The 26,044-nt window shown below is 30.4% G+C and carries 23 protein-coding genes; 12 read left to right on the top strand and 11 right to left on the bottom strand.

The window, feature by feature from the left end; genetic code table 11:
• Position 1: 1 nt before the first annotated feature.
• Together BT151_RS07840 and BT151_RS18590 are read left to right on the top strand one after the other, a co-directional pair.
• A complete protein-coding gene (locus BT151_RS07840; RefSeq protein WP_072401248.1) occupies positions 2-643 on the top strand; it encodes a peroxiredoxin in 642 nt (213 codons plus the stop codon).
• Between the two features lie 92 nt (positions 644-735).
• Entirely contained in the window at positions 736-912 is a 177-nt protein-coding gene (locus BT151_RS18590) for a hypothetical protein (protein WP_171946623.1), read from the top strand.
• Between the two features lie 77 nt (positions 913-989).
• Here BT151_RS18590 and BT151_RS07835 read toward each other — a convergent pair whose 3' ends face one another.
• From BT151_RS07835 to BT151_RS07805, 7 genes are all read right to left on the bottom strand, one after another.
• Positions 990-3,560, bottom strand: a complete 2,571-nt coding sequence (locus BT151_RS07835; protein WP_084647905.1) for a TonB-dependent receptor — start codon at positions 3,558-3,560, stop codon at positions 990-992.
• 78 nt (positions 3,561-3,638) lie between these two features.
• Complete coding sequence (arsC, locus tag BT151_RS07830; protein ID WP_072401247.1) at positions 3,639-3,980, bottom strand: arsenate reductase (glutaredoxin); 342 nt, start codon at positions 3,978-3,980, stop codon at positions 3,639-3,641.
• A complete protein-coding gene (locus BT151_RS07825; RefSeq protein WP_072401246.1) occupies positions 3,980-4,597 on the bottom strand; it encodes an HAD family hydrolase in 618 nt (205 codons plus the stop codon). Before BT151_RS07825 ends, arsC begins: the two co-directional genes overlap by 1 nt.
• Positions 4,594-5,704 (bottom strand): peptide chain release factor 2 gene (prfB, locus tag BT151_RS07820; protein ID WP_143144275.1). Its coding sequence is split into 2 segments (ribosomal slippage): positions 4,594-5,640 and positions 5,642-5,704, totalling 1,110 coding nucleotides; the frame shifts between segments, so codons are not numbered across the junction. Before prfB ends, BT151_RS07825 begins: the two co-directional genes overlap by 4 nt.
• A gap of 62 nt (positions 5,705-5,766) precedes the next feature.
• Positions 5,767-6,618: a transglutaminase-like domain-containing protein gene (locus tag BT151_RS07815; protein WP_072401245.1), complete on the bottom strand. Its 852-nt coding sequence runs from the start codon at positions 6,616-6,618 to the stop codon at positions 5,767-5,769.
• 52 nt (positions 6,619-6,670) lie between these two features.
• The gene (locus tag BT151_RS07810) at positions 6,671-7,615 is read right to left on the bottom strand and encodes an alpha-E domain-containing protein (RefSeq protein ID WP_072401244.1); all 945 of its coding nucleotides are present in this window, start codon (positions 7,613-7,615) and stop codon (positions 6,671-6,673) included.
• A 6-nt stretch (positions 7,616-7,621) separates the two neighbouring features.
• Positions 7,622-9,088, bottom strand: a complete 1,467-nt coding sequence (locus BT151_RS07805) for a circularly permuted type 2 ATP-grasp protein (RefSeq protein WP_072401243.1) — start codon at positions 9,086-9,088, stop codon at positions 7,622-7,624.
• Between the two features lie 211 nt (positions 9,089-9,299).
• Between BT151_RS07805 and BT151_RS07800 the strand changes: the two genes are divergently transcribed.
• On the top strand, positions 9,300-10,322 hold the full coding sequence (locus BT151_RS07800; protein ID WP_072401242.1) for a threonine aldolase family protein: 1,023 nt from the start codon (positions 9,300-9,302) through the stop codon (positions 10,320-10,322).
• 62 nt (positions 10,323-10,384) lie between these two features.
• On the opposite strand, the gene BT151_RS07795 is transcribed toward BT151_RS07800, so the two are convergent.
• Positions 10,385-10,708 carry a YbaB/EbfC family nucleoid-associated protein gene (locus tag BT151_RS07795; protein ID WP_072401241.1) on the bottom strand — a complete coding sequence of 108 codons (324 nt, stop codon included), beginning with the start codon at positions 10,706-10,708 and terminating at the stop codon, positions 10,385-10,387.
• Between the two features lie 90 nt (positions 10,709-10,798).
• Between BT151_RS07795 and BT151_RS07790 the strand changes: the two genes are divergently transcribed.
• The 3 genes from BT151_RS07790 to BT151_RS07780 all read left to right on the top strand — a co-directional run bounded on the left by BT151_RS07790 (position 10,799) and on the right by BT151_RS07780 (position 15,487).
• Positions 10,799-12,859: a S9 family peptidase gene (locus BT151_RS07790; RefSeq protein WP_072401240.1), complete on the top strand. Its 2,061-nt coding sequence runs from the start codon at positions 10,799-10,801 to the stop codon at positions 12,857-12,859.
• Positions 12,860-12,937: 78 nt separating this feature from the next.
• The gene (locus BT151_RS07785; RefSeq protein WP_072401239.1) at positions 12,938-13,978 is read left to right on the top strand and encodes a cysteate synthase; all 1,041 of its coding nucleotides are present in this window, start codon (positions 12,938-12,940) and stop codon (positions 13,976-13,978) included.
• 249 nt (positions 13,979-14,227) lie between these two features.
• Complete coding sequence (locus tag BT151_RS07780; RefSeq protein WP_072401238.1) at positions 14,228-15,487, top strand: cysteate-C-fatty acyltransferase; 1,260 nt, start codon at positions 14,228-14,230, stop codon at positions 15,485-15,487.
• A gap of 49 nt (positions 15,488-15,536) precedes the next feature.
• On the opposite strand, the gene BT151_RS07775 is transcribed toward BT151_RS07780, so the two are convergent.
• Together BT151_RS07775 and BT151_RS07770 are read right to left on the bottom strand one after the other, a co-directional pair.
• On the bottom strand, positions 15,537-16,658 hold the full coding sequence (locus BT151_RS07775; RefSeq protein ID WP_072401237.1) for a GTP cyclohydrolase: 1,122 nt from the start codon (positions 16,656-16,658) through the stop codon (positions 15,537-15,539).
• A gap of 21 nt (positions 16,659-16,679) precedes the next feature.
• Positions 16,680-17,693 (bottom strand): transporter, encoded by a 1,014-nt coding sequence (locus BT151_RS07770; RefSeq protein WP_072401236.1) that lies wholly within the window; start codon positions 17,691-17,693, stop codon positions 16,680-16,682.
• 134 nt (positions 17,694-17,827) lie between these two features.
• Between BT151_RS07770 and BT151_RS07765 the strand changes: the two genes are divergently transcribed.
• From BT151_RS07765 to BT151_RS07750, 4 genes are read left to right on the top strand one after another with little or no spacing between them, the layout of a single operon-like run.
• Complete coding sequence (locus BT151_RS07765; RefSeq protein ID WP_072401235.1) at positions 17,828-18,112, top strand: DUF4834 family protein; 285 nt, start codon at positions 17,828-17,830, stop codon at positions 18,110-18,112.
• 31 nt (positions 18,113-18,143) lie between these two features.
• A complete protein-coding gene (locus BT151_RS07760) occupies positions 18,144-20,573 on the top strand; it encodes a YfhO family protein (RefSeq protein WP_072401234.1) in 2,430 nt (809 codons plus the stop codon).
• Entirely contained in the window at positions 20,545-21,843 is a 1,299-nt protein-coding gene (locus BT151_RS07755; RefSeq protein ID WP_072401233.1) for a glycosyltransferase family 4 protein, read from the top strand. The genes BT151_RS07760 and BT151_RS07755 overlap by 29 nt, the downstream gene beginning before the upstream one ends.
• Complete coding sequence (locus tag BT151_RS07750) at positions 21,843-23,300, top strand: oligosaccharide flippase family protein (protein ID WP_072401232.1); 1,458 nt, start codon at positions 21,843-21,845, stop codon at positions 23,298-23,300. The genes BT151_RS07755 and BT151_RS07750 overlap by 1 nt, the downstream gene beginning before the upstream one ends.
• Positions 23,301-23,406: 106 nt before the next feature.
• On the opposite strand, the gene BT151_RS07745 is transcribed toward BT151_RS07750, so the two are convergent.
• The gene (locus BT151_RS07745) at positions 23,407-24,621 is read right to left on the bottom strand and encodes a hypothetical protein (protein ID WP_072401231.1); all 1,215 of its coding nucleotides are present in this window, start codon (positions 24,619-24,621) and stop codon (positions 23,407-23,409) included.
• A gap of 206 nt (positions 24,622-24,827) precedes the next feature.
• On the opposite strand from BT151_RS07745, the gene BT151_RS07740 reads away from it, so the two are divergent.
• Together BT151_RS07740 and BT151_RS18895 are read left to right on the top strand one after the other, a co-directional pair.
• Entirely contained in the window at positions 24,828-25,811 is a 984-nt protein-coding gene (locus tag BT151_RS07740) for a DUF3800 domain-containing protein (protein ID WP_072401230.1), read from the top strand.
• Positions 25,812-25,862: 51 nt separating this feature from the next.
• The gene (locus BT151_RS18895; RefSeq protein WP_262494245.1) at positions 25,863-25,988 is read left to right on the top strand and encodes a hypothetical protein; all 126 of its coding nucleotides are present in this window, start codon (positions 25,863-25,865) and stop codon (positions 25,986-25,988) included.
• Positions 25,989-26,044: the final 56 nt, after the last annotated feature.

Raw genomic sequence — 26,044 nt, 5'->3', positions numbered from 1 at the left:
TATGTCAACAATTAGATTAGGAGATGAAGCTCCAAATTTTACAGCAAAATCCACAGAAGGAGATATTAATTTTCATGAATGGCTAGGCGATAGTTGGGGGATTTTATTTTCACATCCCGCAGATTATACCCCAGTTTGTACTACAGAATTAGGAACAGTAGCTAAGTATAAGGCAGAATTTGATAAACGTAATGTAAAAGTTGTGGCATTAAGTGTTGATGGTCTTGAATCTCATCATGCTTGGATTAATGACATTAATGATACACAAGCAACTACAGTGAATTTCCCAATAATTGCAGATGAAGATAGGAAAGTATCTGAATTATATGATATGATTCATCCTAACGCTAATGACAAATTAACTGTTAGATCTGTATTTGTTATAGGTTCTGATAAAAAGATAAAACTCATCATTGTATATCCAGCATCTACAGGAAGAAATTTTGATGAATTATTAAGAGTTATAGATTCTTTACAATTAACTGCTTATCATAAAGTAGCAACGCCAGCAAATTGGAAGCATGGAGAAGATGTTGTAATAAGTCCTTCTATTTCAACTGAAGATGCTAAAGGAATTTTTACAAAAGGCGTTAATGAAATTAGACCATATTTAAGAATGACACCACAGCCTAATTTAAATTAGTGAAAACTCTGTTAATAAATTTTAATTTGATATTGTGTAACACATCACTTTGCATTATCTTTGCATAAGATTTTTAATAGAGACTTATAATTATGTTTGATTTTGATCAATATTTAGGCTTTTTAGCATTTTTAACCATATTAACTATAGGATTTTGGTTAATGATATTTTTGTTAACTTTTGTAATCCCTTATTGGATTGGTGGTTCTTTAATTGAAAGATTTAAAGAAATTAGAGAAGAAAAGAAAGCGAAGCGTAATGCTCAATAAAACATTTTAAATTCATAATAAAAAAAGGAAACTGATTTTTAGCTTCCTTTTTTTATTTCTATCTATGTAATAAATAACTATCCACCATAGTCAAAATCATCATCTCCACCATTACCATTCTCATTTTGTCTACGCTCATTACGTCTTTTCTGTTGGTTAAAACGATATCTAAAAGATAAATTTACTTGTCGTTGTCTCCATTGAAATTCACTATCTCTTGAAAAGAATTCTGTTGTTGTTAAAGAGTTCCATTTATTAGAATTTAGTAAATCTCTAACGTTTAATGAAATGGTAGCATTATCATTAAATATTTCTTTACTAAAAGCTAAATCTAAAGAAAATACACCTTTACTTTCGCTTTGTGCATTTTCACTAGCAGCTCTATAGTTAGCATTTGTTTGCCAATCTATTTTTGCAGGCAAAGTTACTTTACTACTAAAACGAGCAAACCAACTGGTGTTTTTTGCACCATAATCTACGCCATTAAATTCACCATCGGTTTCAAATTGAAAAAAGTTAAAGCTGGTATTTAATCGTAACCATTTTTCAGGATTATAAAGAACACCAAATTCTGCTCCAGTTCTTTTATTAGTTGATAAATTTATAGGCACTGTTCTTATTATATCAATCCCATCTGATGTTTGTTCGCCTGTATTTTCTTGTACACGTTCAAAAGAATCTGTTTCATATTGATAATAAATTGATGATGTTAAAGTTAGTTTTTCCCAACGTTTCAAATAACCTATATCAAAAGCACTTGCAAATGCGGGACTTATATTAGGATTCCCTTGAAATACATTTGTACGGCTAGAACGTGATGGAAATGGATTAACAAACCAACCACGAGGTCTATTAATTCTTCTGTTGTAACCTAATGTAATACTTTCTTCTACATCTTTATTTTTACCTAAGTTATAAATTAGGTTTAAAGTAGGGAAGAGCCCTAGGTAATTGTTATTAAAGTCTACATCAATAGGAAATCCAAAAGATTCTTCTAATTCTTCATCAGTTAGTCTAGAGTCAATGTTTCCTTTTAATTGGGTATTTTCTAATCGTAAACCTAAAAGAAATGAAAACTCACCAAATTTAGTTCCATATTGTGTGTAAAATGCATTTACATTTTCGGTATAGTCAAAAATATTTGATACTGTATCGTTTACAATTAAATTGCCAGTATCAATATCTTCTTGCTCTAGTGTATAATCTTTTATTGAATTTTCGAAGTTTCCTCTATAACCCGCTTCAAATCTAGCATTTTCACCAATTGGTAATACATAATCTATTTGAAATAAAGATTCCTTTTTGTCCTCTGTCTCAATGACGTTTTCTATTTGAAAAGGCTCAGGATCTGTTTGATTTGTTACTAAATAGTTTTCATCGATATAGGTAAGCTGATTTTCATAGCCATTTTCAAATTGAACATCGGCGGTTAATTGATGTCCATCATCATTAAATTTTGTAATATAGTTTAATGCAAATTGATAGTTGTCACCATCTTCACTTTGTCTTTCAGTTCTTAATGTTTGTTCAACTAAACTTCCGTCATTAAAACGGTCACTATTGTTAAGCGATTTGTCTCTATCTTCTCCATATCTATAAAAAACACTACCAGTTAATGATGTTTTTTTAGATAGAAAATATTCCATTCCTAAGCTAGCATTGTAATTTCTATTTAAACGTTCTACTTCTTGGTTTTCACGTATTCTTTCATATTCTGGCTCTACAGTAACACCATCAACAAGTCTGTCGAAATACCTAGTATCATTAAAACTATTTCTAGGAGAATTAAAATATCTAAAACCAAGAGTTGAAAATAAGTTGAATTTTTCGGTTCTATAATTGATATTAGCTGATACACCTACATTATCTGGATTACCTAAAGTTAAATTTACTGAGCCATTAAAACCTAAAGTTTCTTTTTGACGAAGAATAATATTTAATATTCCTGCAGTACCTTCGGCATCATATCTTGCAGAAGGCGAGGTAATAACTTCAACACGTTCTATAGCTTCTGCAGGTAATTGACTTAATACATTTGTATCTCCAAAACCAGCCATAGCGGATGGTTTTCCGTTAATTAAAATCTTTACATTTTCGTTTCCTCTTAAACTAATAGCGCCTTCAACATCTACAGATACAGAAGGTACGTTGTTTAAAGCATCACTTACAGTTCCTCCAGCAGTGGTAAGATCTTTACCTATATTGTATATTTTTTTATCGAGTTTTATTTCAACAGTAGTACGTTCTGCAATCACTTCAACTGCATCTAAGGTACCATAATCAATTTCCATAGAAATGGTGCCTAGGTTTTCGTTTTTATCTAAATTTTTATCAGAAAATGTGATTTTTTTATAAGAAATATATTCTATTGAAATATCGTAAACTCCTTTTGGAAGAGTAATGCTAAATAGACCATTAATATCTGTAATTCCACCATCAACAATTTTATTTTCACTTTTGCTAAAGAAAGCTATTGAAGCATACTCTAAAGGTAGTTGATTGTCTTTGTCAATAACTTTACCTGTGATTGTAATGTCTTTTAAATCTTCAAATTTTGTGGTATTTACTGTTTCTTTTTTTTGTGGTTGTGCATTTGCAAATAATATAAAACTAAAAAATGCAAGAAAGATAATTGTTCTTTTGGTCATGATTATTTTTTACCCTTTAGACAGGCAAAATTAAGCATGGTTTAATGCATTTTTGTTAAATATAAGTTAATTAAAACCTTAAATTATGTCTAATATTTTTTCTGAAGGCCTACCAATAACCGCTTTGTTTCCATTAATAATTATTGGGCGTTCTATTAATTTAGGGTTAATAATCATGGCCTCAATTATTTGTTCATCAGTTAAATCTTTATTTTTAAAATCAGATTTCCAAATAGCTTCGTTTTTCCTTACTAGCTCAATGGGTTTTATTCCTAAAAGTTTAATAATATCTTTCAATTCTTTTTTGCTTGGAACATCTTCAAGATACTTAACAATTTTAAAGTCTTTTCCTGAATTTTTAAGAATTTCTAATCCGTTACGCGATTTACTACAGCGATTATTATGATATATTTTTATCATTATAAATGAATGTTATATGTTTTTAATTGCTCTATAAGTTTTTCAGGTGATTGAAAATGAATACCGTTTATACCTAATTTATTTGAGGCTTCAATATTTCTTAAATTATCATCAATAAAAATAGAATTTTCAGCCTTAATATTAAAACGTTTTAAAGTTATGTTATAAATATGATCAAAAGGTTTTCTTGTTTTTTCTACTCCCGAAACTACAATACCATCAAACCAATGTAAAAACTCAAAACGCTTTAAGGCGATAGGAAAGGTTTCTGCGCTCCAATTGGTTAGAGCTACAACTTTATAATTATTGTTTTTAATAAAAGCTTCTAGAATTTTTACCGTTCCTTCAATTGAACCACCAAGCATTTCAACCCATCTGCCATAAAACAGTTTTATTTCTTTTTCGTATTCTGGGAATTGAGCAATAAGATCTTTATTTGCATCTTCAATAAGATATCCTGCATCTTGATTTTCGTTCCAATCGCTTGTGCAAATATTATCAAGAAACCAACGCATTTTTTCTCGGTTGCCATCAAAAACATCTAAAAAAACATATTCGGGATTCCAATCAATTAAAACACCACCAAGATCGAAAATTACCGTGTCTATTTTATTCATAATTGATTATCGTCTTCAATTTTTTGTCCCATCATCATTAAATAGGCTTTTAAGAACTCATCAATATTTCCATCCATTACAGCATCAACATTCCCTGTTTCATGAGCTGTTCTAACATCCTTAACTAGTTTGTATGGCTGCATTACGTAGTTACGAATTTGACTTCCCCATTCAATTTTCATTTTTCCAGCTTCAATATCTTCTCGTTGAGAAAGTTGTTTTTGAAGTTCAATTTCGTATAGTTGAGATTTAAGCATTTGCATTGCTCTAGAACGGTTATCATGTTGAGAACGAGTTTCTGAGCATTGAATTTGAATACCTGTTGGCTTGTGTGTAAGTTGCACTTTTGTTTCAACTTTATTTACATTTTGCCCTCCAGCACCGCTTGAACGCGCTGTGACTATTTCAATATCGGCAGGATTTATTTCAATTTCAATAGTATCATCAACAAGCGGATAAACATAAACCGATGCAAAACTTGTATGGCGTTTGGCATTACTATCAAAAGGTGATATTCTTACTAATCTATGTACGCCGTTTTCTCCTTTTAACCAACCAAAAGCAAAGTCGCCTTCAATTTCTAAAGTTACAGTTTTTATACCAGCAACATCACCTTCTTGAAAGTTAAGTTCTTTTACTTTAAAACCACTTTTTTCTGCGTACATTAAATACATACGCATAAGCATACTTGCCCAATCGCAACTTTCGGTTCCACCAGCGCCTGCAGTTATTTGTAATACAGCACTTAGCGAGTCTCCTTCTTCAGAAAGCATATTCTTAAACTCTAATTTTTCAATAAGATTTATAGCTTTATCGAATCTGTTTTGAACATCTTCAGCAGTAGCTTCATCTTCTTTAAAAAATTCGTAGATAACTTCTAAATCTTCAATAAAAGTTTTGGAGGTTTTGTAATCTTGAACCCAACTTTTTTTCTCCCTTAGTGATTTCATCACCAATTCGGCTTGTTTGGAATTGTTCCAGAAATTAGGGTCGAAAGTTTGTTCTTCTTCGTTTTGTATTTCTATGAGTTTGGCATCTATGTCAAAGATAGTGCCTAAGTTTGTCAAGGCGGGTATTAAGATCTTTAATTTGATCTGATGTAATCATGGTTTATAATTTTGAGATAAAACTAATATACTTTTTTTAAATGAAAAGTCTTTAGTTGTATTTTATTGTTGATATGAAACTTCAACAGAATATTTGGTTTCGTTTTTGCCGGATGAGTAAATAACGCCTTTTAAAGGAGCACAATCATTATAATCTTTTCCGTGAGAAATTTTTATGTGATTATGGTTTACAAGGAAATTATTTGTTGGGTCAAAACCAATCCATCCAATATTAGGAATAAAAGCTTCTACCCAAGCATGCATTTGTGAATCTCCAAAAAAACCTTCACCTTGGTGCAAGTAACCAGACACATACCTTGTTGGTATTTTATTTCGCCTTGCTATAGCACAAAACAAATGTGAAAAATCTTGACAAACACCATGTCTGTTTTCAATAATTTCATCAAGTAATGTGCCTACATCCGTAACACCTGTTTTAAAATAAAGCTGAATGTAAACCCATTTATTTAGAGCATCTAAGTTCTCAAAAATTGATAAATCTTTATTGAAAAGATAAATATCTTTATTCTTTTCTGTAAGCTTAGTAAGATCTGTTTCTTTTAAAAATGATTCAAATTCTACTTTAAACAATAGACTCTCAATTAAATCGTAATCTAAATGATTATCTAGAGTAGGAGTGAATTCAAATGGGTTCATTTCCTTTTTTAGAAGCCTAAATTCTGCTTCAAAATTTATTTTTTCAAATGGTTTTTTGCAGTGAATACGTGCTGTTTCAAAATCATAACCATTTATAGAGTTTTCAATTCTAGCATCTACCGAAGTATTAAAATTACTAGATAAAAGTTCTTGAGAATCGTTGTTTTCTGGGGTTACTAAAAATTGCCAATACGCTTCATGTACTGGGTTTTCATAGTTGTTTTCAGACTTGTATTTTATAGTGTAATCAAATGCCATTAGCTAAAAAATTAATCGCGCTAAGATAGGTTAAATTTAATTTTCTTTATTATTAATAATTAAAATATTCTTCCTCAAGTTTTGAACTAATCTTAACAAGATTGTTTAAAGTGTCTTCAACAAATTTTTTGACACTTTCTTGAATTTCCTCAATGGTTTTGAATTCGTATTCCGATCTCATTTTTCCAATAAAAAAAGCAGAAGAATTTGTGCTGTGTAGTTTTAATGAGTCTAATTGATTAATATGTGTATATGTTTGGTTTATACTATTCATTACAGAGCGCGGACAATCTGGATTTAAAATTAAAAACTCAAGTGTTGTTAATTGTGTTGGTGTTTTTCTGTACAAGCGGCGCATCATATCATAAGACTCGGCACACTTTAAAAGAGTTGTCCACTCATAACTATTTTTTATAGGGTTAGTATAACCACCTATAGCTCTTTCGGCATCATCAAACTTGGTTTTTATTATTCTTGTAATTTGTGTTGCTCTTTCAATATTCATGCCTAGCATAATAAGCGCATAAACCTCGTTGTGTAAAAGTGTACTTCTAATTTTTGCTCTTAAAATTGCTGTATGCTCAGAAACTGTAGTTGTAAAATCATAAAGACCATTTTTTACAAAAGTGTCTTTAGGATAACTCATTATGTAATGATAAAACTTGTTTATGGATTCATAAAATTCTGTTGAAATTAAATCTCTTGAACTATTTGCATTTTCTCTTGCTATTTTTATACAACTAATTATGGAATATATTTTATCTGGATTTAATCCGATATTAAATAAAACATCTTCTTCAATAAGTTCAGATTCATCCTCAACACGCTCATTTACCATGGCGTACATTGAATTTAGTACAAATGGTCTGGATTGTGATAATTTATTTGGTGCATCTAATGAAGAAAAATAATTAACATTTACGAATCTTGCAGTATGTTCGGCTCTTTCAATATAACGTCCCATCCAAAAGAGATCATTGGCAACTCTTGCTAGCATATAATTTTATTTTTTTAATACCCAAGTATCTTTTGAGCCACCTCCTTGAGATGAATTAACAATTAAATTTCCTTTTTGCAATGCAACTCTGGTAAGCCCACCTTTTAATACAAATTCTTTGTCTTGGCCTAATAATGTATATGTACGAAGATCTACATGGCGTTGCTCGAAAGAATTTGTTTCATCAATATATGTTGCATGTACAGAAAGTGACATGATTGGTTGTGCAATATATTTTCTAGGATTCTCTTTTATTACCATTTTCACCTTTTCTATTTCCTCTTTTGTAAGTCTGTTTCCTATAGAGATACCATAGCCTCCAGCTTCATCAACCGGCTTTATAACCAAATTAGCTATGTTTTCTAAAATGTACTTTAAATCGTCAGGATTGCTACAGTGGTAAGTATGTACGTTATTTAAAATAGGTTCTTCATTAAGGTAGTATTTAATAATTTGTGGCATATAAGTGTAAATAGCTTTGTCATCTGCAACACCAGTACCCGGAGCATTTGCTAAAGTCACATTACCTTTTTTATAAGCTGCAAATAAGCCAGGAACACCCAAAACAGAATCTTTTCTAAATTCCATAGGATCAATAAAAAGATCGTCAATTCGTCTGTAAATAACATCAACACGTTTAGGACCGTTAATGGTTTTCATGTAAACGAAATCTTTTTCAACAAACAAATCTCTACCTTCAACTAGCTCAATACCACTAGTTTTAGCTAAATAACAATGTTCGTAATATGCAGAGTTATAAACACCAGGAGTAATAAGAACACATGTTGGAGAATCTACACCCTTTGGTTTGACAGATTCTAACATTTCGAGCAAATTTTCGGAATAATCTGTAACTGTTTGAATTTCGTAATGGTTAAAAACCCCAAATAAAGCTCGTTTAAGTGCATTTCTATTACAAATTACATAACTCACACCAGAAGGACAACGAATATTATCTTCTAAAACATAATATTTACCATCAGAATGTTTAATTAGGTCTGTTCCAGAAATATGATTATAAATGCCTCCTGGCGGATTAAAATCAATCATTTGCCTAAGGTAGTTCCCCGAAGTGCTGATTAAATCCATTGGTACAATACCTTCTTTTATTATGTTTTTTTTATGATAGACATCCCATAAAAAAAGATTAAGCGCTTTACTGCGTTGAATAACACCTTTTTCTATGGTTTCCCATTCTTTAGCTTCAATTATTCTTGGAAACAAATCAAAAGGGAATATTTTTTCTTGAGCTTTTTTATCACTATAAACTTGAAATGTTATGCCTTGATTAAAAAAAGAAGCTTTAGCTTTTTCATTTAGATTTGCAAAATCTTGAATGGAGTGATCACTATAAAGTTCAAGAATTTTTTTATAAGTGGGCCTAACATTTTCATTTTTATCAAAAATTTCATCAAATAAATTGGTGTTATTTTGATATGAAGAAAAAATAGGATTCGATTTGTTGTACTTCATATAATTAATTTTTAGCAAATTACACAATTAATACTTCAATGTAAATGATAATTATTGATTTATAGGGCTATAATATTGTTAAAATACAAATAATTATTATGCTAAATTGTCATTATATTAAATATCTTAACAACCGTTTTATTCGCATTTTATTAAATATTTTTGTTTAGTTAAATAAAATGCTCCCTTAATTAATGATAATCAGTTATATATGATAATAGACTTAAGAAGTGATACAGTAACAAAGCCATCAAAAGACATGTTAAGCGCTATGATGCAAGCAAAAGTTGGAGATGATGTGTTTAGAGAAGACCCAACAGTAAATGAATTAGAAAATCGTCTTGCAAAAATGTTTGGCAAAGAGCAAGCTTTGTTTTTTCCAAGTGGTACAATGGCAAATCAAACGGCTTTAAAATTGCATACAAACCCTGGAGATCAAGTTATTTGTGATACGTATGCGCATATTTATAATTACGAATCTGGTGGAGCCTCTTTTAATAGTGGTATATCTTGTAAGCTAATTGATGGTAAAGATGGTATGTTTACAGCAAAACAAGTTGTTGAAGCTATTAACCCTGATGCTTATTATTATAGTAAAACAAGTTTAGTAGAAGTTGAAAACACAGCAAATAGGCGAGGAGGAACATGTTGGAATTATAATGAAATTTTAAAAATTAAAACCGTTTGTGATGAGCATGATTTAGGTTTTCATTTAGATGGTGCCCGTATTTGGAACGCTTTAGTTGCTAAAAATGAAACAGCACAACAATACGGTGAGGTTTTTGATACAATATCTGTGTGCTTAAGTAAAGGTTTAGGTTGCCCAATTGGATCTGTTTTATTAGGCGATTCTAAAATCATGGAAAACGCCATTAGAATAAGAAAAATATTTGGAGGTAACATGCGACAAGCTGGCTATTTAGCTGCTGCAGGTCTTTATGCTTTAGATAATAATATTGAAAGACTAAGAGAAGATCACCAAAGGGCTAAAGAAATAGGTAAGGAGCTAACAAAACTATCAATAATAAAAACAGTAGAACCTATTGAAACAAACATTATTATTTTTGAACTTAATAATGATGTAAGTGAAAAAGACTTTATTAAAAAGCTAGCTGATAAAAATATTCATATTATAGGTATGGGAAGTGGTAAGCTGCGTATAGTTACTCATTTAGATTATACTAATGATATGCATGAAAAGTTACTAAGCATTCTAAAAACATTTGCGCTATAAGAAGATGTTTTTTAATATAAGAATATTGTGAGTCTCTACTTATCCTCACAATATTCTTTATTTTACTTAAACATATCCATTCCTGGAATATTAGGCATACCTTCTTTTGCTACTGCAGCAAGTTCAGCTTCGTTTACTTTAGTTGCTTTTTCAATAGCTTTGTTAAGTGTTAAAATTAAGTAATCCTCAAGTTGTTCTTTGTCTTCAAGTAATTCGTTGTCAATTTCAATAGATTTTATAGTTCTATTGGCAGTTAAAGTAATTTTGAGTTTGTTATCATTACTTGCCTCGTCAATTAAAACCGTATCTAAACGTTTTTTAGTTTCTTCAACTTTCTTTTGGGTTTCTTTTAGTTTACCCATCATATTCATCATATCTCCAAACATAATTTTATAATTTTCAATTTACATTACAAAACTATTTAATTTTTCTATTTTTGAGCCCTTAAATTTAAAGAATAAAAACACCCCATTTTTTTGAAAAAAGAATTGCAAATTCCTGTAGCTAAAAAAATATCAAAAGAATTAAAAATTCATAATGATATTAGAATTGATAACTATTATTGGTTAAATGATAGAGAAAACCCAGAAGTAATAGATTATTTAAATGCTGAAAATGAGTATACAGATGAAGTTATGAAGCATACCGAGGCTTTTCAAAAGAATTTATTTGAAGAGATGAAAGGTAGAATTAAGGAAGATGATACTACAGTACCTTATAAGTTAAATGGTTATTGGTACATTACTCGCTACGAAACAGGAAAGGATTACCCTATTTATCTTCGAAAAAAAGAATCTTTAGAAGCAGAAGAAGAAATTTTATTTGATTGCAATGAAATGGCTAAAGAACATTCTTATTTTAATTTAGGAGGAATTTCTATAAGCCCAGACAATAAACTTGCCGCCTTTTCAACCGATACGGTTAGTAGAAGACAATATACCATTCAAATTAAAAACCTTGAAACTGGTGAAATTCTAAACGATAAAATTTTAAACACTACCGGAAGAGCAACTTGGGCAAACGATAAAAAAACGTTGTTTTATGCTATGAAGGATGAAGTAACATTACGTTCTCATAAAATTTTCAAGCATAAATTGCATACAGACACCAACGAAGATTCTGTGGTTTATTATGAGGAAGACGAAACGTTCAATACCTTTATTTATAAAACAAAGTCAAAAAAATATTTAGTTATTGGTTCTTCAAGTACTTTATCTTCAGAGTATCGTATTTTAAATGCTGATATGCCAGATGGTGATTTTAAAATATTTCAGGAAAGAACAAAAGATTTAGAGTATAGCATAGCGCATTATAATGATTCGTTTTATGTTATTTCAAATGCTGATAATTCTACAAACTTTAAGGTTTCAAAAGTTAATGAAGAAGCTACTAAGTTAAAAAACTGGAAAGATATAATTCCGCACAGAAAAGAAGTGCTTATTGAAGATATTGAAATATTCAAAGAGTATTTAGTAGTAAACGAGCGAGAAAATGGGCTTAACAAACTCCGAATTATAAGTTGGAATGGAAAAGAAGACTATTATTTACCCTTTAACTCCGAAACTTATACAACTTATATAGGTAATAATCCAGATTTTGATAGTGACGATTTACGTTACGGTTATAACTCATTAACCTCACCAACATCTGTAATAGACTATAATTTTTTAACTAAAGAAAGTAATATAAAGAAAGAACAAGAGGTTTTAGGTGGTCAATTTAAAAAAGAAAATTACGAGTCTAAACGTATTTGGGCAACCGCCAGAGATGGTGTGAAAGTGCCAATTTCTTTAGTTTATAAAAAAGGTATTAAGCTAGATGGATCAAACCCGTTACTTCAATATGCTTACGGTTCTTATGGTTCAACCATAGACCCTTCGTTTTCAACCATTCGTTTAAGTTTGTTAGATAGAGGTTTTATTTATGCAATTTCACATATTAGAGGAGGCGAATATCTTGGTAGAGATTGGTACGAAAACGGGAAATTACTAACTAAAAACAACACGTTTACAGATTTTATTGATTGTTCAAAATATTTAATTGAACAAAATTACACTTCAAATAAGCATTTATATGCTTACGGAGGTTCTGCTGGTGGTTTATTAATGGGTGCAATAATTAATATGAATCCAGAACTTTATAACGGTATTTTAGCAGCTGTACCTTTTGTAGATGTAGTTACAACTATGCTTGATGATACGATTCCGCTTACAACAGGAGAGTATGATGAATGGGGTAATCCTAACGATGTAGAGTATTATGATTATATGAAGTCATATTCGCCGTATGATAACGTAGAAGCGAAAAATTATCCAAATATGTTAGTAACCACAGGTTTACACGATTCACAGGTTCAATATTGGGAACCAGCAAAATGGGTAGCAAAACTTAGAGAGTTAAAAACTGATACTAATAAATTATTATTACATACAGACATGGATTCCGGTCATGGCGGGGCTTCAGGGCGTTTTGAGAGCTTAAAAGAAGTAGCTTTAGAATATGTCTTTTTGTTAGATTTAGAAGGAATCCATGGTTAATAAAAAAAAATGTTTTATTTTTGTTCGGTTTTAGACGGTATTTTCTTCATTAAAATGCTTAGTCTATAAATAGCTTTTATGAAACACAGAAATCAAGTATTTGATAATGTATTAGATTTAGTGGGCAATACACCGCTTATTAAACTTAATAAAATGGCTTCCAAGTTTAAAGGTAACTTTTATGCAAAAGTTGAATCTTTTAATCCAGGCCAATCTTCCAAAGACAGAATTGCACTTTACATCATTGAAGAAGCTGAAAAGAAAGGTATTCTTTCTCCAGGTGACACTATTATAGAAACTACCTCTGGTAATACAGGTTTTAGTATTGCTATGGTAAGTATTATAAAAGGATATGATTGTGTTTTAGCAGTAAGTTCTAAATCTTCAGCAGATAAGATTGATATGTTGAAGACAATGGGAGCTAAAGTTTATGTTTGTCCAGCACACGTTAGTGCAGATGATCCTAGGTCTTATTATCAAGTTGCAAAACGTTTGCACGAAGAAATGAAAGGTTCGGTTTATATTAATCAGTATTTTAATGAATTGAATATTGATGCACATTATAAATCAACTGGTCCAGAAATCTGGAAACAAACAGAAGGTAAAATTACACACTTAGTTGCATGTAGTGGAACTGGAGGAACTATTTCAGGTACTGCAAAATACCTAAAAGAGCAAAATCCAAACATAAAAGTTATTGGTGTTGATGCTTATGGTTCGGTAATTAAAAAATATCATGAAACCAGAGAATTTGATGAAAAGGAAATCTATCCATATAGAATAGAAGGTTTAGGTAAGAATTTAATACCAGGAGCTACAGATTTTGACGTTATAGATGAGTTTGTCAAAGTAACAGACGAAGATAGCGCTCACACAGCTCGATTAATTGCAAGAACAGAAGGTATGTTTGTAGGATACACTTCTGGTGCTGCTACACAGGCAATTTTGCAATTAGGTGAAAAGGGGAGATTCAAAAAAGACGATTACGTTGTAGTTATTTATCCAGATCATGGATCTCGCTACATGAGTAAGGTATATAGTGACAAATGGATGAGTGAACAAGGCTTTTTTGACAGTCTTAATGAGGCTGCGGCGCAAAATATTGAATACATTAAATAGTTATATATAATAAATTGATAAAGAGATAATATTTTACCTTAATAGTAAAGTGTTATCTCTTTTTTTATTTTATAAATAATTGAGCATTAAAAATTATGTTCAAACCATATAAATATTTAATTTTGCACTTGCTAACTAAGAACTAAAGATTTTCTTAAAATTTAAACATTTTTATGTTTATGTTCCATATTGAAGCAATCTCCTAGTTATAGTTATGTCTTAATTTTAATAGCAAAAGATTTATAATAGATGAAAGATTTATTTGAAAAGATTTATAAAGACAAAGGACCATTAGGAAAATGGGCTTCTCAAGCAGAAGGGTATTTTGTGTTTCCTAAATTAGAAGGGGAAATTTCTAATCGTATGAAGTTTCAAGGAAAGGATGTAATTACTTGGAGTATTAATGACTATTTAGGATTAGCAAATCATCCAGAAGTTAGGAAAGTGGATGCCGAAGCTGCTGCACAATATGGTTCTGCTTACCCAATGGGAGCAAGAATGATGTCTGGTCATACAGATTTACATGAAAAACTTCAAAAAGAATTAGCCGCTTTTGTCAAAAAAGAAGCAGCATATCTTTTAAATTTTGGTTATCAAGGTATTTTGTCTACTATAGATGCTTTGGTTGGAAAAGATGATATTATTGTTTATGATGTTGATGCACATGCATGTATTATTGACGGTGTACGTTTACACATGGGCAAACGATTTACTTATAAGCATAATGATGTTGAAAGTTTAGAGAAAAACTTAGAGCGTGCTACTAAGATGGCAGAACAAACAGGAGGAGGTATTTTAGTGATTTCTGAGGGTGTTTTTGGAATGCGTGGAGAACAAGGACGTTTAAAAGAAATTGTTGCTTTAAAGAAAAAATATAATTTTAGGTTTTTAGTTGATGATGCTCATGGTTTTGGAACATTAGGAGCAACTGGAGCAGGAGCAGGTGAGGAACAAGGCGTTCAAGATGATATTGATGTGTATTTTGCAACATTTGCAAAATCTATGGCTAGTACAGGTGCTTTTATTGCTGCAGATCAAGAGATTATTGATTATTTGAAATATAATTTACGCTCGCAAATGTTTGCAAAATCGTTACAAATGCAGCTTGTTGTTGGTGCATTAAAACGTTTAGAAATGTTAAAAACAATGCCAGAGTTGAAACAAAATCTTTGGACTATTGTTGATGCATTACAATCTGGATTAAAATCTCGCGGATTTGATATTGGTACAACACAAAGTTGTGTTACTCCTGTTTATCTAAAAGGAAGTATTCCAGAAGCCATGGCTTTAGTTAGGGACCTACGTGAAAATTATGGAATATTCTGTTCTATAGTCGTTTATCCTGTAATACCTAAAGGGTTAATTTTATTAAGAATGATTCCTACAGCAACACATACACTACAAGATGTTGAAAAAACCTTAGATGCTTTTGATGCAATTAGAGCGCGTTTAGATAATGGAACTTACAAACGCTTATCTGCTGCCGTAATGGCTGCAATGGGTGAATAATACTCAAAATAAATAACAAAAAAACCGGTTCAATTTGAACCGGTTTTTTTTATGCTATGTTTTTTCTAAATGTTTTTCTGCGCTTATAGACTACTGGAAAAAAATGCTTCCATATTTTATGAATGGCTTCATTATCTTCAAGTTCTGGTGTTCTAAAACATGTTTCAATACCTTTTTCTCTAAACGTATTGTAATATTCATTAAAAATAACGGCATGAACACCTTTGTTTTGGTAATCTGGATGAATACCAATTAAATAAAAAATAACATCTTTACTATGCTTTTTTGCATGTAAAATATGTTTAAATCCAAACGGAAACAATCTACCTTTAGTTTTTTGTAACGCTTTAGCAAAAGCGGGCATAACAATAGCAAAACCAACCATGTTATCATCTTTGTCAACAACAAATTTGATGTATTCTGGATTTACAAAACTTATAAATTTCTTTTTAAAGTATTCTTTTTGAACATCATTAATAGCAACGAATGAGGATAAAGAAGCGTAACTTTCATTAAATAAGTCAAACATCTTATCTGCATAAGGCATAACTTCTTCTGTTTTAGTAAGTTTTAACGCTCTAAGTTGATAACGTCTTTTAATGAGCTCCTGAGCTTTATAAAAGAATTCTGGTTTAACATTTTCAAAAGGGAATTTACTTTCAGAATAAGATTTTTCAACCTTATAGTTAGCAGCTTCGTAATGCTTTACATAATAAGGGTGATTGTACCAAGTTATCATTGGTGCAATAGAATCAAAACCTTCTGTCATTACTCCAACCTTGTCTAAATTTGAAAAACCTACAGGACCTTCAGTATAATCTAGATTATGTTCTTTGCCAATTTTTTCAACTTCATTTAGAAGTGTTTGAGAGACTTCTATATCATCTATAAAATCAAACCATCCAAAACGCATTTTTTTTTGATTTTGACTTTTTACTTCCAACCAATTAATTATCGCTGCAATTCTACCTACTATTTCATTGTTTTTATAGGCTAAAAATAATTTAGCTTCAGCATCATCAAAAACAGGGTTTTCTTTTTTGCTAAATGTTTTAATTTCTTGACTAATAATAGGAGGAACCCAATATTCTGAATCTTTATATAATTTAAAAGGGAATTTTACAAAAGCCTTTAAATCTTTTTTAGTTTTTACTTCTTTTAGTGTAATCATATTAAATTTTAACCACAATATTTAATTACCAAAATCTATATCGTCTTTTTTTCCTTTTTTGATAACATCATCTGTATCTTGATCGTCTTTTTTCTTTTTCTTACCTTTTTTATTAGAGCGTCTTTTCCCTTCATCTTCAGCAGAAGTCCCATTATCAACTTCCTTGTCTTTATGGAAATCAAGCCTGTATGATGCTCCTAAGGTTACATTAAAAACGGATGGTGTATCTTTAGTGTTAAAGGTTAGTGCTGTATCTAACTGAAAATCTTTTCCTAATAGATAAGCGCCTCCAAATCTAAAAAGATTATCGGCATAAAAATCGCTTTGAATACCTTGGGCTTCGCCAAATATAACCCATTTAGGATTGAATGAATGTGTTAATGTTAATATGTATTGAAAGTCAGATTGATCTGTTCCAATTCGGTCTTTTATTAAATTTAAAACAAAAACCCAGCCTCCTGAAAAATTATTTTGAGTCGCTATCATAATTTTAGGACTAAAGCCTTCAATTTCTGGCGCTATATAAGGATTGTCTTTAGTATCAAAATTTGCTCCTGCATATACAGATATTGCTGGTATTAGTGACTTCCATTTAAAACGATGGTTCGCTTTCCAGCTATAAAGGTTTGGTTTTTCATCTTCAGCATTTTTATAAGGGTCGAAAACCAAATATTTTGCTCCTAGAGTTACATATTTAAAATTTGCTCGTTTATCTTCATTAGCAAAAGTTGAATTAAATGTTTTTTTATCGTTTTGAAAAGCGCCTTCAATATTTAATTCTAATTGCTCAAAGAGTAACCCATAGCGTGCTGCAAAGTCAATTCCAAATCCGGATACTTCGTAAGCAGGAGCAGGTGTTCTTTTTTCGTTTACAATATATGGTCCAACTTCAATTTGCGCAACGTTGGTTCCAACAGAGAAGGCACTTCTAGAAACTCCTGGTCTGTTAGAATTTATAACATCAGTATATTGGCAAAAGCCTTGTGTTGTTATAAATACTAGTAAAAAAAACAAGATAGATTTATGTGGGCTCATTATAATTAGGTTTAATTGTAACTTTAATAACTATTTATTAAAAGCTCTTCAAATATAGATATTTTATACTTTTTTTATCATTCTTGGGGCTTTTTTAAATAATTAGAATTGTATTTTTGTGTAAAATTATAGTTATGTTACAATTTGCATCTGCAACTGGGTTTGTTAGAATGATACTTATTATTGCTTTGATTTATTTTGGAATCAAAATTCTAACCCGCTTATTTGCACCCTTTTTAATAAAGTTTGTTGCCAAAAAAGCAGAACAACGTTTTGGTGAGCAATTTGGTGGGTTTCAAGGAAAACCAAAACAAGAAGCACCTAAAAAGGAAGGTGAAGTTACCATCGATAAAATACCAAAAACTAAAACTTCAAATAAAAATGTTGGGGATTATGTGGATTACGAAGAAATTGATTAATTTTCAAAATCATTTTTCTTAAAACCATTTCATGCAATTTTCAATAAAAAGATTACTTCCACACATATTAATTTTAGTCGGTTTTGTAATACTTGCTTTAGCATATTTTAATCCTGTTTTACAAGGGAAAGAAATATATCAAAACGATATCGTGCAGTACATTGGCATGAGCAAGCAGCAAAAGGATTTTAAGGAAAAAACGGGAAAAGAAACCTATTGGACAAATAGTGCCTTTGGTGGTATGCCAACGTATCAATTAGGTGCTAAATACCCACATAATTACATTAAAAAATTAGATTTAGCACTTCGGTTTTTACCACGACCTGCAGATTATTTATTTCTTTATTTACTAAGTTTTTATGTGTTATTGCTTGTTTTAAAAGTAGATTTTAAACTGGCAGCTCTTGGAGCAATAGCCTTTGGTTTTTCAACTTATTTAATCATTATCTTGGGTGTTGGTCATAATAGTAAAGCACATGCTATTGCTTATATGCCATTGGTTTTAAGTGGTATTTTGTTAGTTTTTCAAAAGAAATATATTGGTGGTTTTTTATTAACGGCAATTGCTATGGGTTTAGAATTGGTGGCAAACCATTTTCAAATGACATACTATTTAATGTTTTTAGTTATAATATTAGGTATTGCTTATTTGGTAGATGCTTTTAAAAAGAAAATGTTACCACATTATTTTAAATCGGTTGGTATTTTAGTTGCAGCCGTAGTACTTTCAATAGCTTTAAATGCGACTAATATACTAGCAACCAATGAGTATGTTAAAGAAAGTAAACGTAGTAAAAGTGAACTCACAATAAATCCTGATGGCTCTCCTAAGGAAGTCACTTCTGGTTTAGACAGAAACTACATCACCCAATTTAGTTATGGTATAGCTGAAACTTTTAATTTATTTATACCTCGTTTTATGGGCGGTGGTAACGGTGAAGATATTGGCAAAGATTCAGCGACTTATGAAGCTTTTAGAAAACTAGGAGCTACTACAAGTCAAGCTTTGCAAGAATCTAAGCATGCGCCCATGTATTGGGGAGATCAACCCATTGTTGAAGCACCAGCTTACGTAGGTGCAGTTGTTTTATTCCTATTTGTTTTCGGTTTATTTTTAGTAAAAGGACGATTAAAATGGTGGCTTGTTGGTGGAACATTAGTCTCTTTATTATTATCCTATGGAAAAAATTTAGGCTTTTTAACCGATTTTTTTATTGATTTTGTGCCACTTTACAATAAGTTTAGAGCCGTAAGTTCTATTCAAGTTATTTTGGAATTATGTATTCCGGTTTTGGCAATTTTTGGATTAGTAAGGTTGTTCAATGATTTTGAAAAGAAAGAAGATAAGCTTAAAGCGTTAAAATACACAACAATTATAACTGGAGGTCTTGCTCTTGTTTTCTTGATGTTTAAATCGTCTCTATTTGATTTTGTTAGTGTTAATGATGGGTTTTACCGTCAGAATTATGGACCAGATTTTGTTGACGCTATAAAGCAAGATAGAAAATCGATTTTCACTCAAGACACTATACGTACGCTTGTTTTAGTATTACTTTCTGCAGGTGCTATTTTTATGTTTTTAAAAGACAAACTCAAAGAAAAATGGGTAATTATGGCATTTTGTGCTTTAATCCTTTTTGATTTAGTTGGTGTTGATAGACGTTATGTTAATAATGATGATTTTGTTTCAGGTTTAGCAATGAATAAACCTTTTCAAGCAAATGAAGTTGATAAAGGTATTTTAAAAGATACGTCGCACTTTAGAGTTTATGATTTGGTTTCTGGTCCTTCAAAACCATCCTATTATCATAACTCACTAAATGGTTATAATGCTGCGGAATTAAGACGTTATAGTGAGGTTTTCGACTTCTACATACGTCAGAATAATATAAATGTGTTGAATATGCTTAATACCAAGTATATTATTGCTCAAGATAAAGAAGGGAACACTTTTCCTTACAAAAATGAAGAGGCTAATGGAAATGCTTGGTTTGTTGAATCTTTACAAAAAGTAGAGTCGGCAAATGAAGAAATTAAGCTTTTAGATTCTTTAGATAATAAACATAAAGCTATTTATTCTGTTCATCCTTTGTTAAAACAAAAAAAATATGCTAATCAATTTAAAGTCGATTCTTTAGCATCAATAAATTTACTTGAAGTAAAACCAAATCACTTAAAATACCAATCTAATAACACAAACGATGGTTTTGCTGTGTTTTCTGAGGTTTATTATCCAGATGGTTGGAAAACATTTATCGATGGAAAAGAAACAACACATATACGTGTAGATTATATTTTACGTGGTATGGAAATTCCTTCCGGCAAACACACTATAGAGTTTAAGTTTGATCCTGATGTTGTAAAAACGGGTAGCAGTATTGCGCTTGCAAGTTCTGTTTTACTAGGGCTGCTTTTACTTGGTGGATTGTTTTATGAGTTTAAGAAAAATAAAAGTGCCTAAAAAAGTACTCATTATAACATATTATTGGCCACCAGCAGGTGGTCCTGGTGTTCAGCGTTGGTTAAAATTTGTAAAATATTTACCAGAGTTTAATATTGAACCCATTGTATATATTCCTGAAAACCCAAATTACCCTATAGTTGATGATAGCTTAGTTTCTGAAGTTTCAAAAGGTGTTACCGTACTAAAACAGCCTATAAAAGAACCTTATAGACTAGCTAGTGTGTTTTCAAAAAAATCATCAAAAACCATAAGTAAAGGCATTATTTCGGAACAGAAGAAGCAGAGTTTTATCGAAAAAGCCATGCTTTACATTCGTGGCAACTATTTTATTCCTGATGCTCGTAAAAGTTGGGTAAAACCTTCAGTTGCATTCCTTAGCGATTATATTTCAAAAGAAAAAATTGATACTATTATCACAACTGGTCCGCCACATAGTTTGCATCTTATTGGTTTAAAATTAAAAGAAAGTTTAGGAGTGAAGTGGTTGGCAGATTTTAGAGATCCATGGACAACTATTGGCTACCATAAACAATTAAAACTCACAGAAGCATCAAAATTGAAGCACAAAGCTTTAGAAAAGCAAGTTTTAAATACAGCTAATCAAATTATTGTAACTAGTTTTACAACTAAAACCGAGTTTCAGCAAATAACAAATAAACCTATTGCTGTTATTACAAATGGCTATGATAATGAAAAGCATGTCAATTTTACAATGGATAATAAATTCACTTTGTCGCATATTGGGTCGTTATTATCCAAGCGTAATCCAGTAATTTTATGGAAAGTGTTACGTGATTTAGTGAAAGAAAATGTTGGTTTTTCAAAAGATTTTCAGCTTAATTTTATAGGCTCGGTAAGTGAAAATGTATTAAATTCCATTAAAACATGTGGCTTAAGTGATTGTATTAATAATACAGGCTATGTTTCACACAAAGAAGCAGTTGTATTTCAAAAAAAATCGCAAATACTATTACTTATTGAAATAAATTCTGAAGACACTAAATGCATTATTCCTGGAAAGCTATTTGAATACATGATTTCTAATAGACCTATTATTGCTATTGGACCGAAAGATTCAGATGTTGAAAAAATTATCAAAGAAACCAACACAGGTAACTACTTTAATTATACAGATTACGAGTCGTTAAAAAGAATTATATTAGAGCATTACATAGCTTTTCAAAATAAAACTTTACAATCGCATCCAATTGGTTTGCAAAAGTATCATAGAAAGGCACTTACAGAATCTTTGTCAAAATTACTCTAATGGGAATAGTAGCTTCACAATCCTTTAAAAATGTTATTTCTACCTATTTAGGGTTTTTTATAGGCGCTATAAATACCTTATTTCTGTATACTAAATTTTTAAGTACCGAGCATTATGGTATGGTAGGCTTTATGCTTTCTTTGGCGTTTGTAATTATGCCATTAATGGCATTTGGTGTGCATAACACTATAGTTAAATTTTATTCAACATTTAAAACACGAGTATCGTTAAATAGTTTTTTAACGCTTATGCTGTTTTTGCCTGTAATTATTATAATTCCTTTAAGTTTAATTACTTATGTGTGTTATGGTACTATTACAGACTTTCTTTCAAACAAAAATGATATTATTAAAAACTACTTGTGGCATACCATAGTTATAGCTATTGCATTGGCTTATTTTGAAGTGTTTTTTGCTTGGGCTAAAGTGCAAATGCAAACTGTTTTTGGGAATTTTATGAAAGAAGTTTTTCATAGAGTAGGAACCATGATTTTGTTGTTTTTATTTCATTTTGAAGTGATAAACCTAGAACAATTCATGGTAGGTTTGGTTTTGGTATATGTTTTAAGAATGCTTGTTATGATGGTTAATGCATTTACTATTAAATTACCCATTATAACTTTTAAGCGTGTTAATAATTTAAGTAGTATTCTAAAATATTCATTTTTAATAATTATAGCAGGTTCTATAGCTACAGTTATTTTAGATGTAGATAAAGTAATGCTTGGATATTATATTGATATTAAAGAAATAGCATATTACAATGTCGCCATTTTTATAGCTGCAGTTATAGCGGTGCCACAACGCTCTATGCATCAAATATTGTTACCGTTGTCTGCTAAATATTTGAATGAAAAAAATAGGGTTGCTTTAGAGGATTTGTACAAAAAAAGCTCATTAAATTTATTTATAATAAGCGGATTTATTTTTTTGCTGATTGTTTTAAATATAAATGAATTGTACCATATTATACCAGAAGAATTTAGTGGTGGGTTATTTGTGGTATTTATAATAAGTATTTCTAAACTTTATGATGCTGTTTTAGGCAGTAACAATGCTATTTTGTTTAACAGTGATTATTACAGAATGGTTTTAGTTTTTGGCGTTATTCTAGTTATTTTAATGGTGATTTTAAACATCGTTTTTATTCCTATGTTTGGGATTAACGGCGCTGCCATTGCAACTTTTTTGGCCATTTTTGTCTATAATACAATTAAGCTGTTTTTTGTTTATAAGAAATTTAAAATTTTTCCTTTTAGTGTTTATACCTTAAAAATAGGAGGGTTAATTTTAATTAGTATTCTGCTATTTTATTTTTGGGAGTTTCCTTTTAATCCGTTTATTAATATTGCTTTAAAATCAATATTAATTACAGTTTTGTATGCTTTTGTGGTTTATAGGTTTAATTTTTCTGAAGATATAACCTTACTTATAAAGCGTTACTTGAAATTGAAATAAACTGTTATTCCTACCACCTAAGCAGGAATATAAAAACAGAAAACCCTACGATGTTGCTTTGAGGCAAACTACTCGAAGGGCTTTCCAAACTAACCAACCAAAATTTTTATGATCGTCTTCTTGTTGTCGATCTTGTATTGTTGCTAGAATTACCTCTACTTTTTGTAGCTGTTGGTTTGCTACTTTGGGTAGATCTTGTAACTGTACGTTGTGTTTTAACCGCTCTTGGCTTGTTTACTGTACGTTGTGCTACTTCTGGTTTTCTAGTTGTATTTGTGTTTCTATTATATGTACGTGTATTTGTACTTTTTGGATTTTGAGTAACCGTATTATTTGTGCTACGAGTTACCGTTCTTGTACTTTTATTATTTGTACTAGGTTTTGTTGTTCTAGTAACCGTTCTGTTTCTATTAATTTCTGTATTACTTCTGTTAGGAGAATTTATAACCGTGTTATTCTGTCTTGTAACATTTCTGTTAATAGTAGTACTTCTATTAATATTAGTATTATCGCGTTTTGCTGCATTTCTATTTATAGTTGTACTAGTGTTTCTATTTACAGTTGTATTGTTTTGAGCAACAGTTCTTCTAGAATTAACACTTCTATTTATTTTAGTTACATTCCTATTACTTCTATTTACAGTAGCATAACTTCTGTTTCTTGCAACAACATTTCCACGTCTGCTAGCAATAGATGTTCTAGGTCTGTAATTGTTATAAAAAGGCCTGTTATAAACATAACGCACTGGTTTGTAGTATTGTCTGTAAGGTCTGTTGTAAACTACACAGTAATCATAAGCAGGAATGCTATAATATCTGTGCCAAGGTCTGTAAACATAAGCTCTGTTAAATACATTTATGTAACCAGAACAGTATGAAAACTCATTGTAGGTATTGTAATGTACATATAAACCACCCACACGAGATACATAACCAAAGTTATTATAGTAAATATTTACGTTACCTACTTGATTTACACGACCATAATAATCGTAATAAATAGGCGTGTTTTCTATTTGAATAATTGCTCCATATTCATCATACTGTACATAAGCATTATAATCGTAACCCGAGTTAAAGCTAATATTTACATTAGGAGTTCCAACCGAAACATTTAAGCGAGAATTACCTCTTAGTATATTAAAATCGAATTGTCCATCACGAAATACCGAAAACTCAATACCATCTTCCACAAATATGAAAGAGTTACCATAACCTCCAATATAAGTTGCTGCAGTATTTGCATTCGTGTTAGGTGTGTCTGCATTAACAGTAAATCCTGTAAGGACTAAACCTGCTAATAAAAATATAAATTTTTTCATAATTGTGTGTTTTAATTGTGATACGTTTATGTAATTACAAACAGCGTGCCAAAAATTGAGAGCGATATTTAAGTTGCTGTAAATCAAGTATTATTGTTAATAACTCGTTTAAAACTAAAAATGAGAATTTATCTTTTGTGGGAAAAATTAGCTTACTTCGTTTAACATTGGGTATTAAACCGTAACCAATATGCTAACAAGATAAATTGAGTAAGAAAATAGGATATATAGATGAATCTGGTGATAAAAGTATACACTTTGAAAAAGAGGGGGTAACAACTTATTTTATTGTCAGCGCAGTTATAATTGATAAAAATTCAGTAAACAAAGTTCGAGAGCAATTCATAAAAATAGCAATTAAACATACTCAAGCACCAGAAATAAAATCTAGTTCTAGAGCATTTAGAAATATCGAAAATAGAATTGAATTTTTAAAAGATATTTCAGAACTTGATTTCAGAATCTACAGTGTAATTGTTGATAAAAGAAAAGTTTTTGAGGATAGCGGCTTACAATTTAGAGATGTTTTCTATAAATATGTGAATGGATTATTAGATCACGAACTCTATGACTATTATCCTTATTTAGAATTAGTTTCCGACAATCATGGGACAGAAAAATTTATGGATGAATTCATTGGTTATGTTGAAAAAAATCATAATCAAACAGAATTATTTAGAGGTCCAGAATTCAAATTTTGTGATAGCAAAGAAGAACCGTTGATTCAATTAGCAGATTTCATTGCAGGAAGTATAGCTAAATGTTACGAACCTGACAAAGTAAATTACAGAAGTAAAGAAATTACAAAGATTTTAAATAGACAAATTCTACATTTAAGAGAATGGCCAGAAAATCCACCAAAATTAGTCCGAAAATTAGAAGATGGAGATGAAAAATATGATCAAGAATTAGTCGATTTTATATTTTTCAGAATAAACGAATTTGTAAATGCAAATGAAAATCGTACAGAAATTGAAATTAAAAATCAGTTAATTTGTTTAAACTATTTAATTTATAGATTTAAAAAAGATCCCTATGAATATATCTTTTCAGACGAAATAATTGATAGAATTAAGATTCGAAATATTCACTTAACCAAAAGACTATTTAGTAAAGAGGTGATTGGAAATTTAAGAGATAATAAAATTTTAATTGCAAGCTCTCAAAGCGGATATAAAATCCCTTGTTGAAAAGGAGATTTAATTCGTTTTTATAACAATTATAGTTCAAAGATAATTCCTATGATTGAAACTTTAGGTAAAGCAGATGTTATTATAAAAAGTGCTACATCCGGAAGTATCAATTTACTTGAGGATGAGGAATTTAAGCTTTTAAAAGAATTGATAGGAACAGCAGCTAATAATTAGTTATTTTTATATAACCATGTTAAATAATAAAAAAACCTCGAAGCCAACAAACTTCG

Source organism: Flaviramulus basaltis, assembly GCF_900114265.1.
Taxonomy (GTDB): domain Bacteria; phylum Bacteroidota; class Bacteroidia; order Flavobacteriales; family Flavobacteriaceae; genus Flaviramulus; species Flaviramulus basaltis.
Note: the sequence above shows the minus strand (reverse complement) of the source record. Positions and strands in the feature narration are given on the sequence as shown.

What these genes read in the sequence shown, in the direction of transcription:
- BT151_RS07840 (WP_072401248.1), top strand. Translation starts at nt 2, where the DNA reads ATGTCAACAATTAGATTAGGAGATGAAGCTCCAAATTTTACAGCAAAA.
- BT151_RS18590 (WP_171946623.1), top strand. Translation starts at nt 736, where the DNA reads ATGTTTGATTTTGATCAATATTTAGGCTTTTTAGCATTTTTAACCATA.
- BT151_RS07835 (WP_084647905.1), bottom strand. Translation starts at nt 3,560, where the DNA reads ATGACCAAAAGAACAATTATCTTTCTTGCATTTTTTAGTTTTATATTA.
- arsC (WP_072401247.1), bottom strand. Translation starts at nt 3,980, where the DNA reads ATGATAAAAATATATCATAATAATCGCTGTAGTAAATCGCGTAACGGA.
- BT151_RS07825 (WP_072401246.1), bottom strand. Translation starts at nt 4,597, where the DNA reads ATGAATAAAATAGACACGGTAATTTTCGATCTTGGTGGTGTTTTAATT.
- BT151_RS07815 (WP_072401245.1), bottom strand. Translation starts at nt 6,618, where the DNA reads ATGGCATTTGATTACACTATAAAATACAAGTCTGAAAACAACTATGAA.
- BT151_RS07810 (WP_072401244.1), bottom strand. Translation starts at nt 7,615, where the DNA reads ATGCTAGCAAGAGTTGCCAATGATCTCTTTTGGATGGGACGTTATATT.
- BT151_RS07805 (WP_072401243.1), bottom strand. Translation starts at nt 9,088, where the DNA reads ATGAAGTACAACAAATCGAATCCTATTTTTTCTTCATATCAAAATAAC.
- BT151_RS07800 (WP_072401242.1), top strand. Translation starts at nt 9,300, where the DNA reads ATGATAATAGACTTAAGAAGTGATACAGTAACAAAGCCATCAAAAGAC.
- BT151_RS07795 (WP_072401241.1), bottom strand. Translation starts at nt 10,708, where the DNA reads ATGTTTGGAGATATGATGAATATGATGGGTAAACTAAAAGAAACCCAA.
- BT151_RS07785 (WP_072401239.1), top strand. Translation starts at nt 12,938, where the DNA reads ATGAAACACAGAAATCAAGTATTTGATAATGTATTAGATTTAGTGGGC.
- BT151_RS07780 (WP_072401238.1), top strand. Translation starts at nt 14,228, where the DNA reads ATGAAAGATTTATTTGAAAAGATTTATAAAGACAAAGGACCATTAGGA.
- BT151_RS07775 (WP_072401237.1), bottom strand. Translation starts at nt 16,658, where the DNA reads ATGATTACACTAAAAGAAGTAAAAACTAAAAAAGATTTAAAGGCTTTT.
- BT151_RS07770 (WP_072401236.1), bottom strand. Translation starts at nt 17,693, where the DNA reads ATGAGCCCACATAAATCTATCTTGTTTTTTTTACTAGTATTTATAACA.
- BT151_RS07765 (WP_072401235.1), top strand. Translation starts at nt 17,828, where the DNA reads ATGTTACAATTTGCATCTGCAACTGGGTTTGTTAGAATGATACTTATT.
- BT151_RS07760 (WP_072401234.1), top strand. Translation starts at nt 18,144, where the DNA reads ATGCAATTTTCAATAAAAAGATTACTTCCACACATATTAATTTTAGTC.
- BT151_RS07755 (WP_072401233.1), top strand. Translation starts at nt 20,545, where the DNA reads ATGAGTTTAAGAAAAATAAAAGTGCCTAAAAAAGTACTCATTATAACA.
- BT151_RS07750 (WP_072401232.1), top strand. Translation starts at nt 21,843, where the DNA reads ATGGGAATAGTAGCTTCACAATCCTTTAAAAATGTTATTTCTACCTAT.
- BT151_RS07745 (WP_072401231.1), bottom strand. Translation starts at nt 24,621, where the DNA reads ATGAAAAAATTTATATTTTTATTAGCAGGTTTAGTCCTTACAGGATTT.
- BT151_RS18895 (WP_262494245.1), top strand. Translation starts at nt 25,863, where the DNA reads ATGATTGAAACTTTAGGTAAAGCAGATGTTATTATAAAAAGTGCTACA.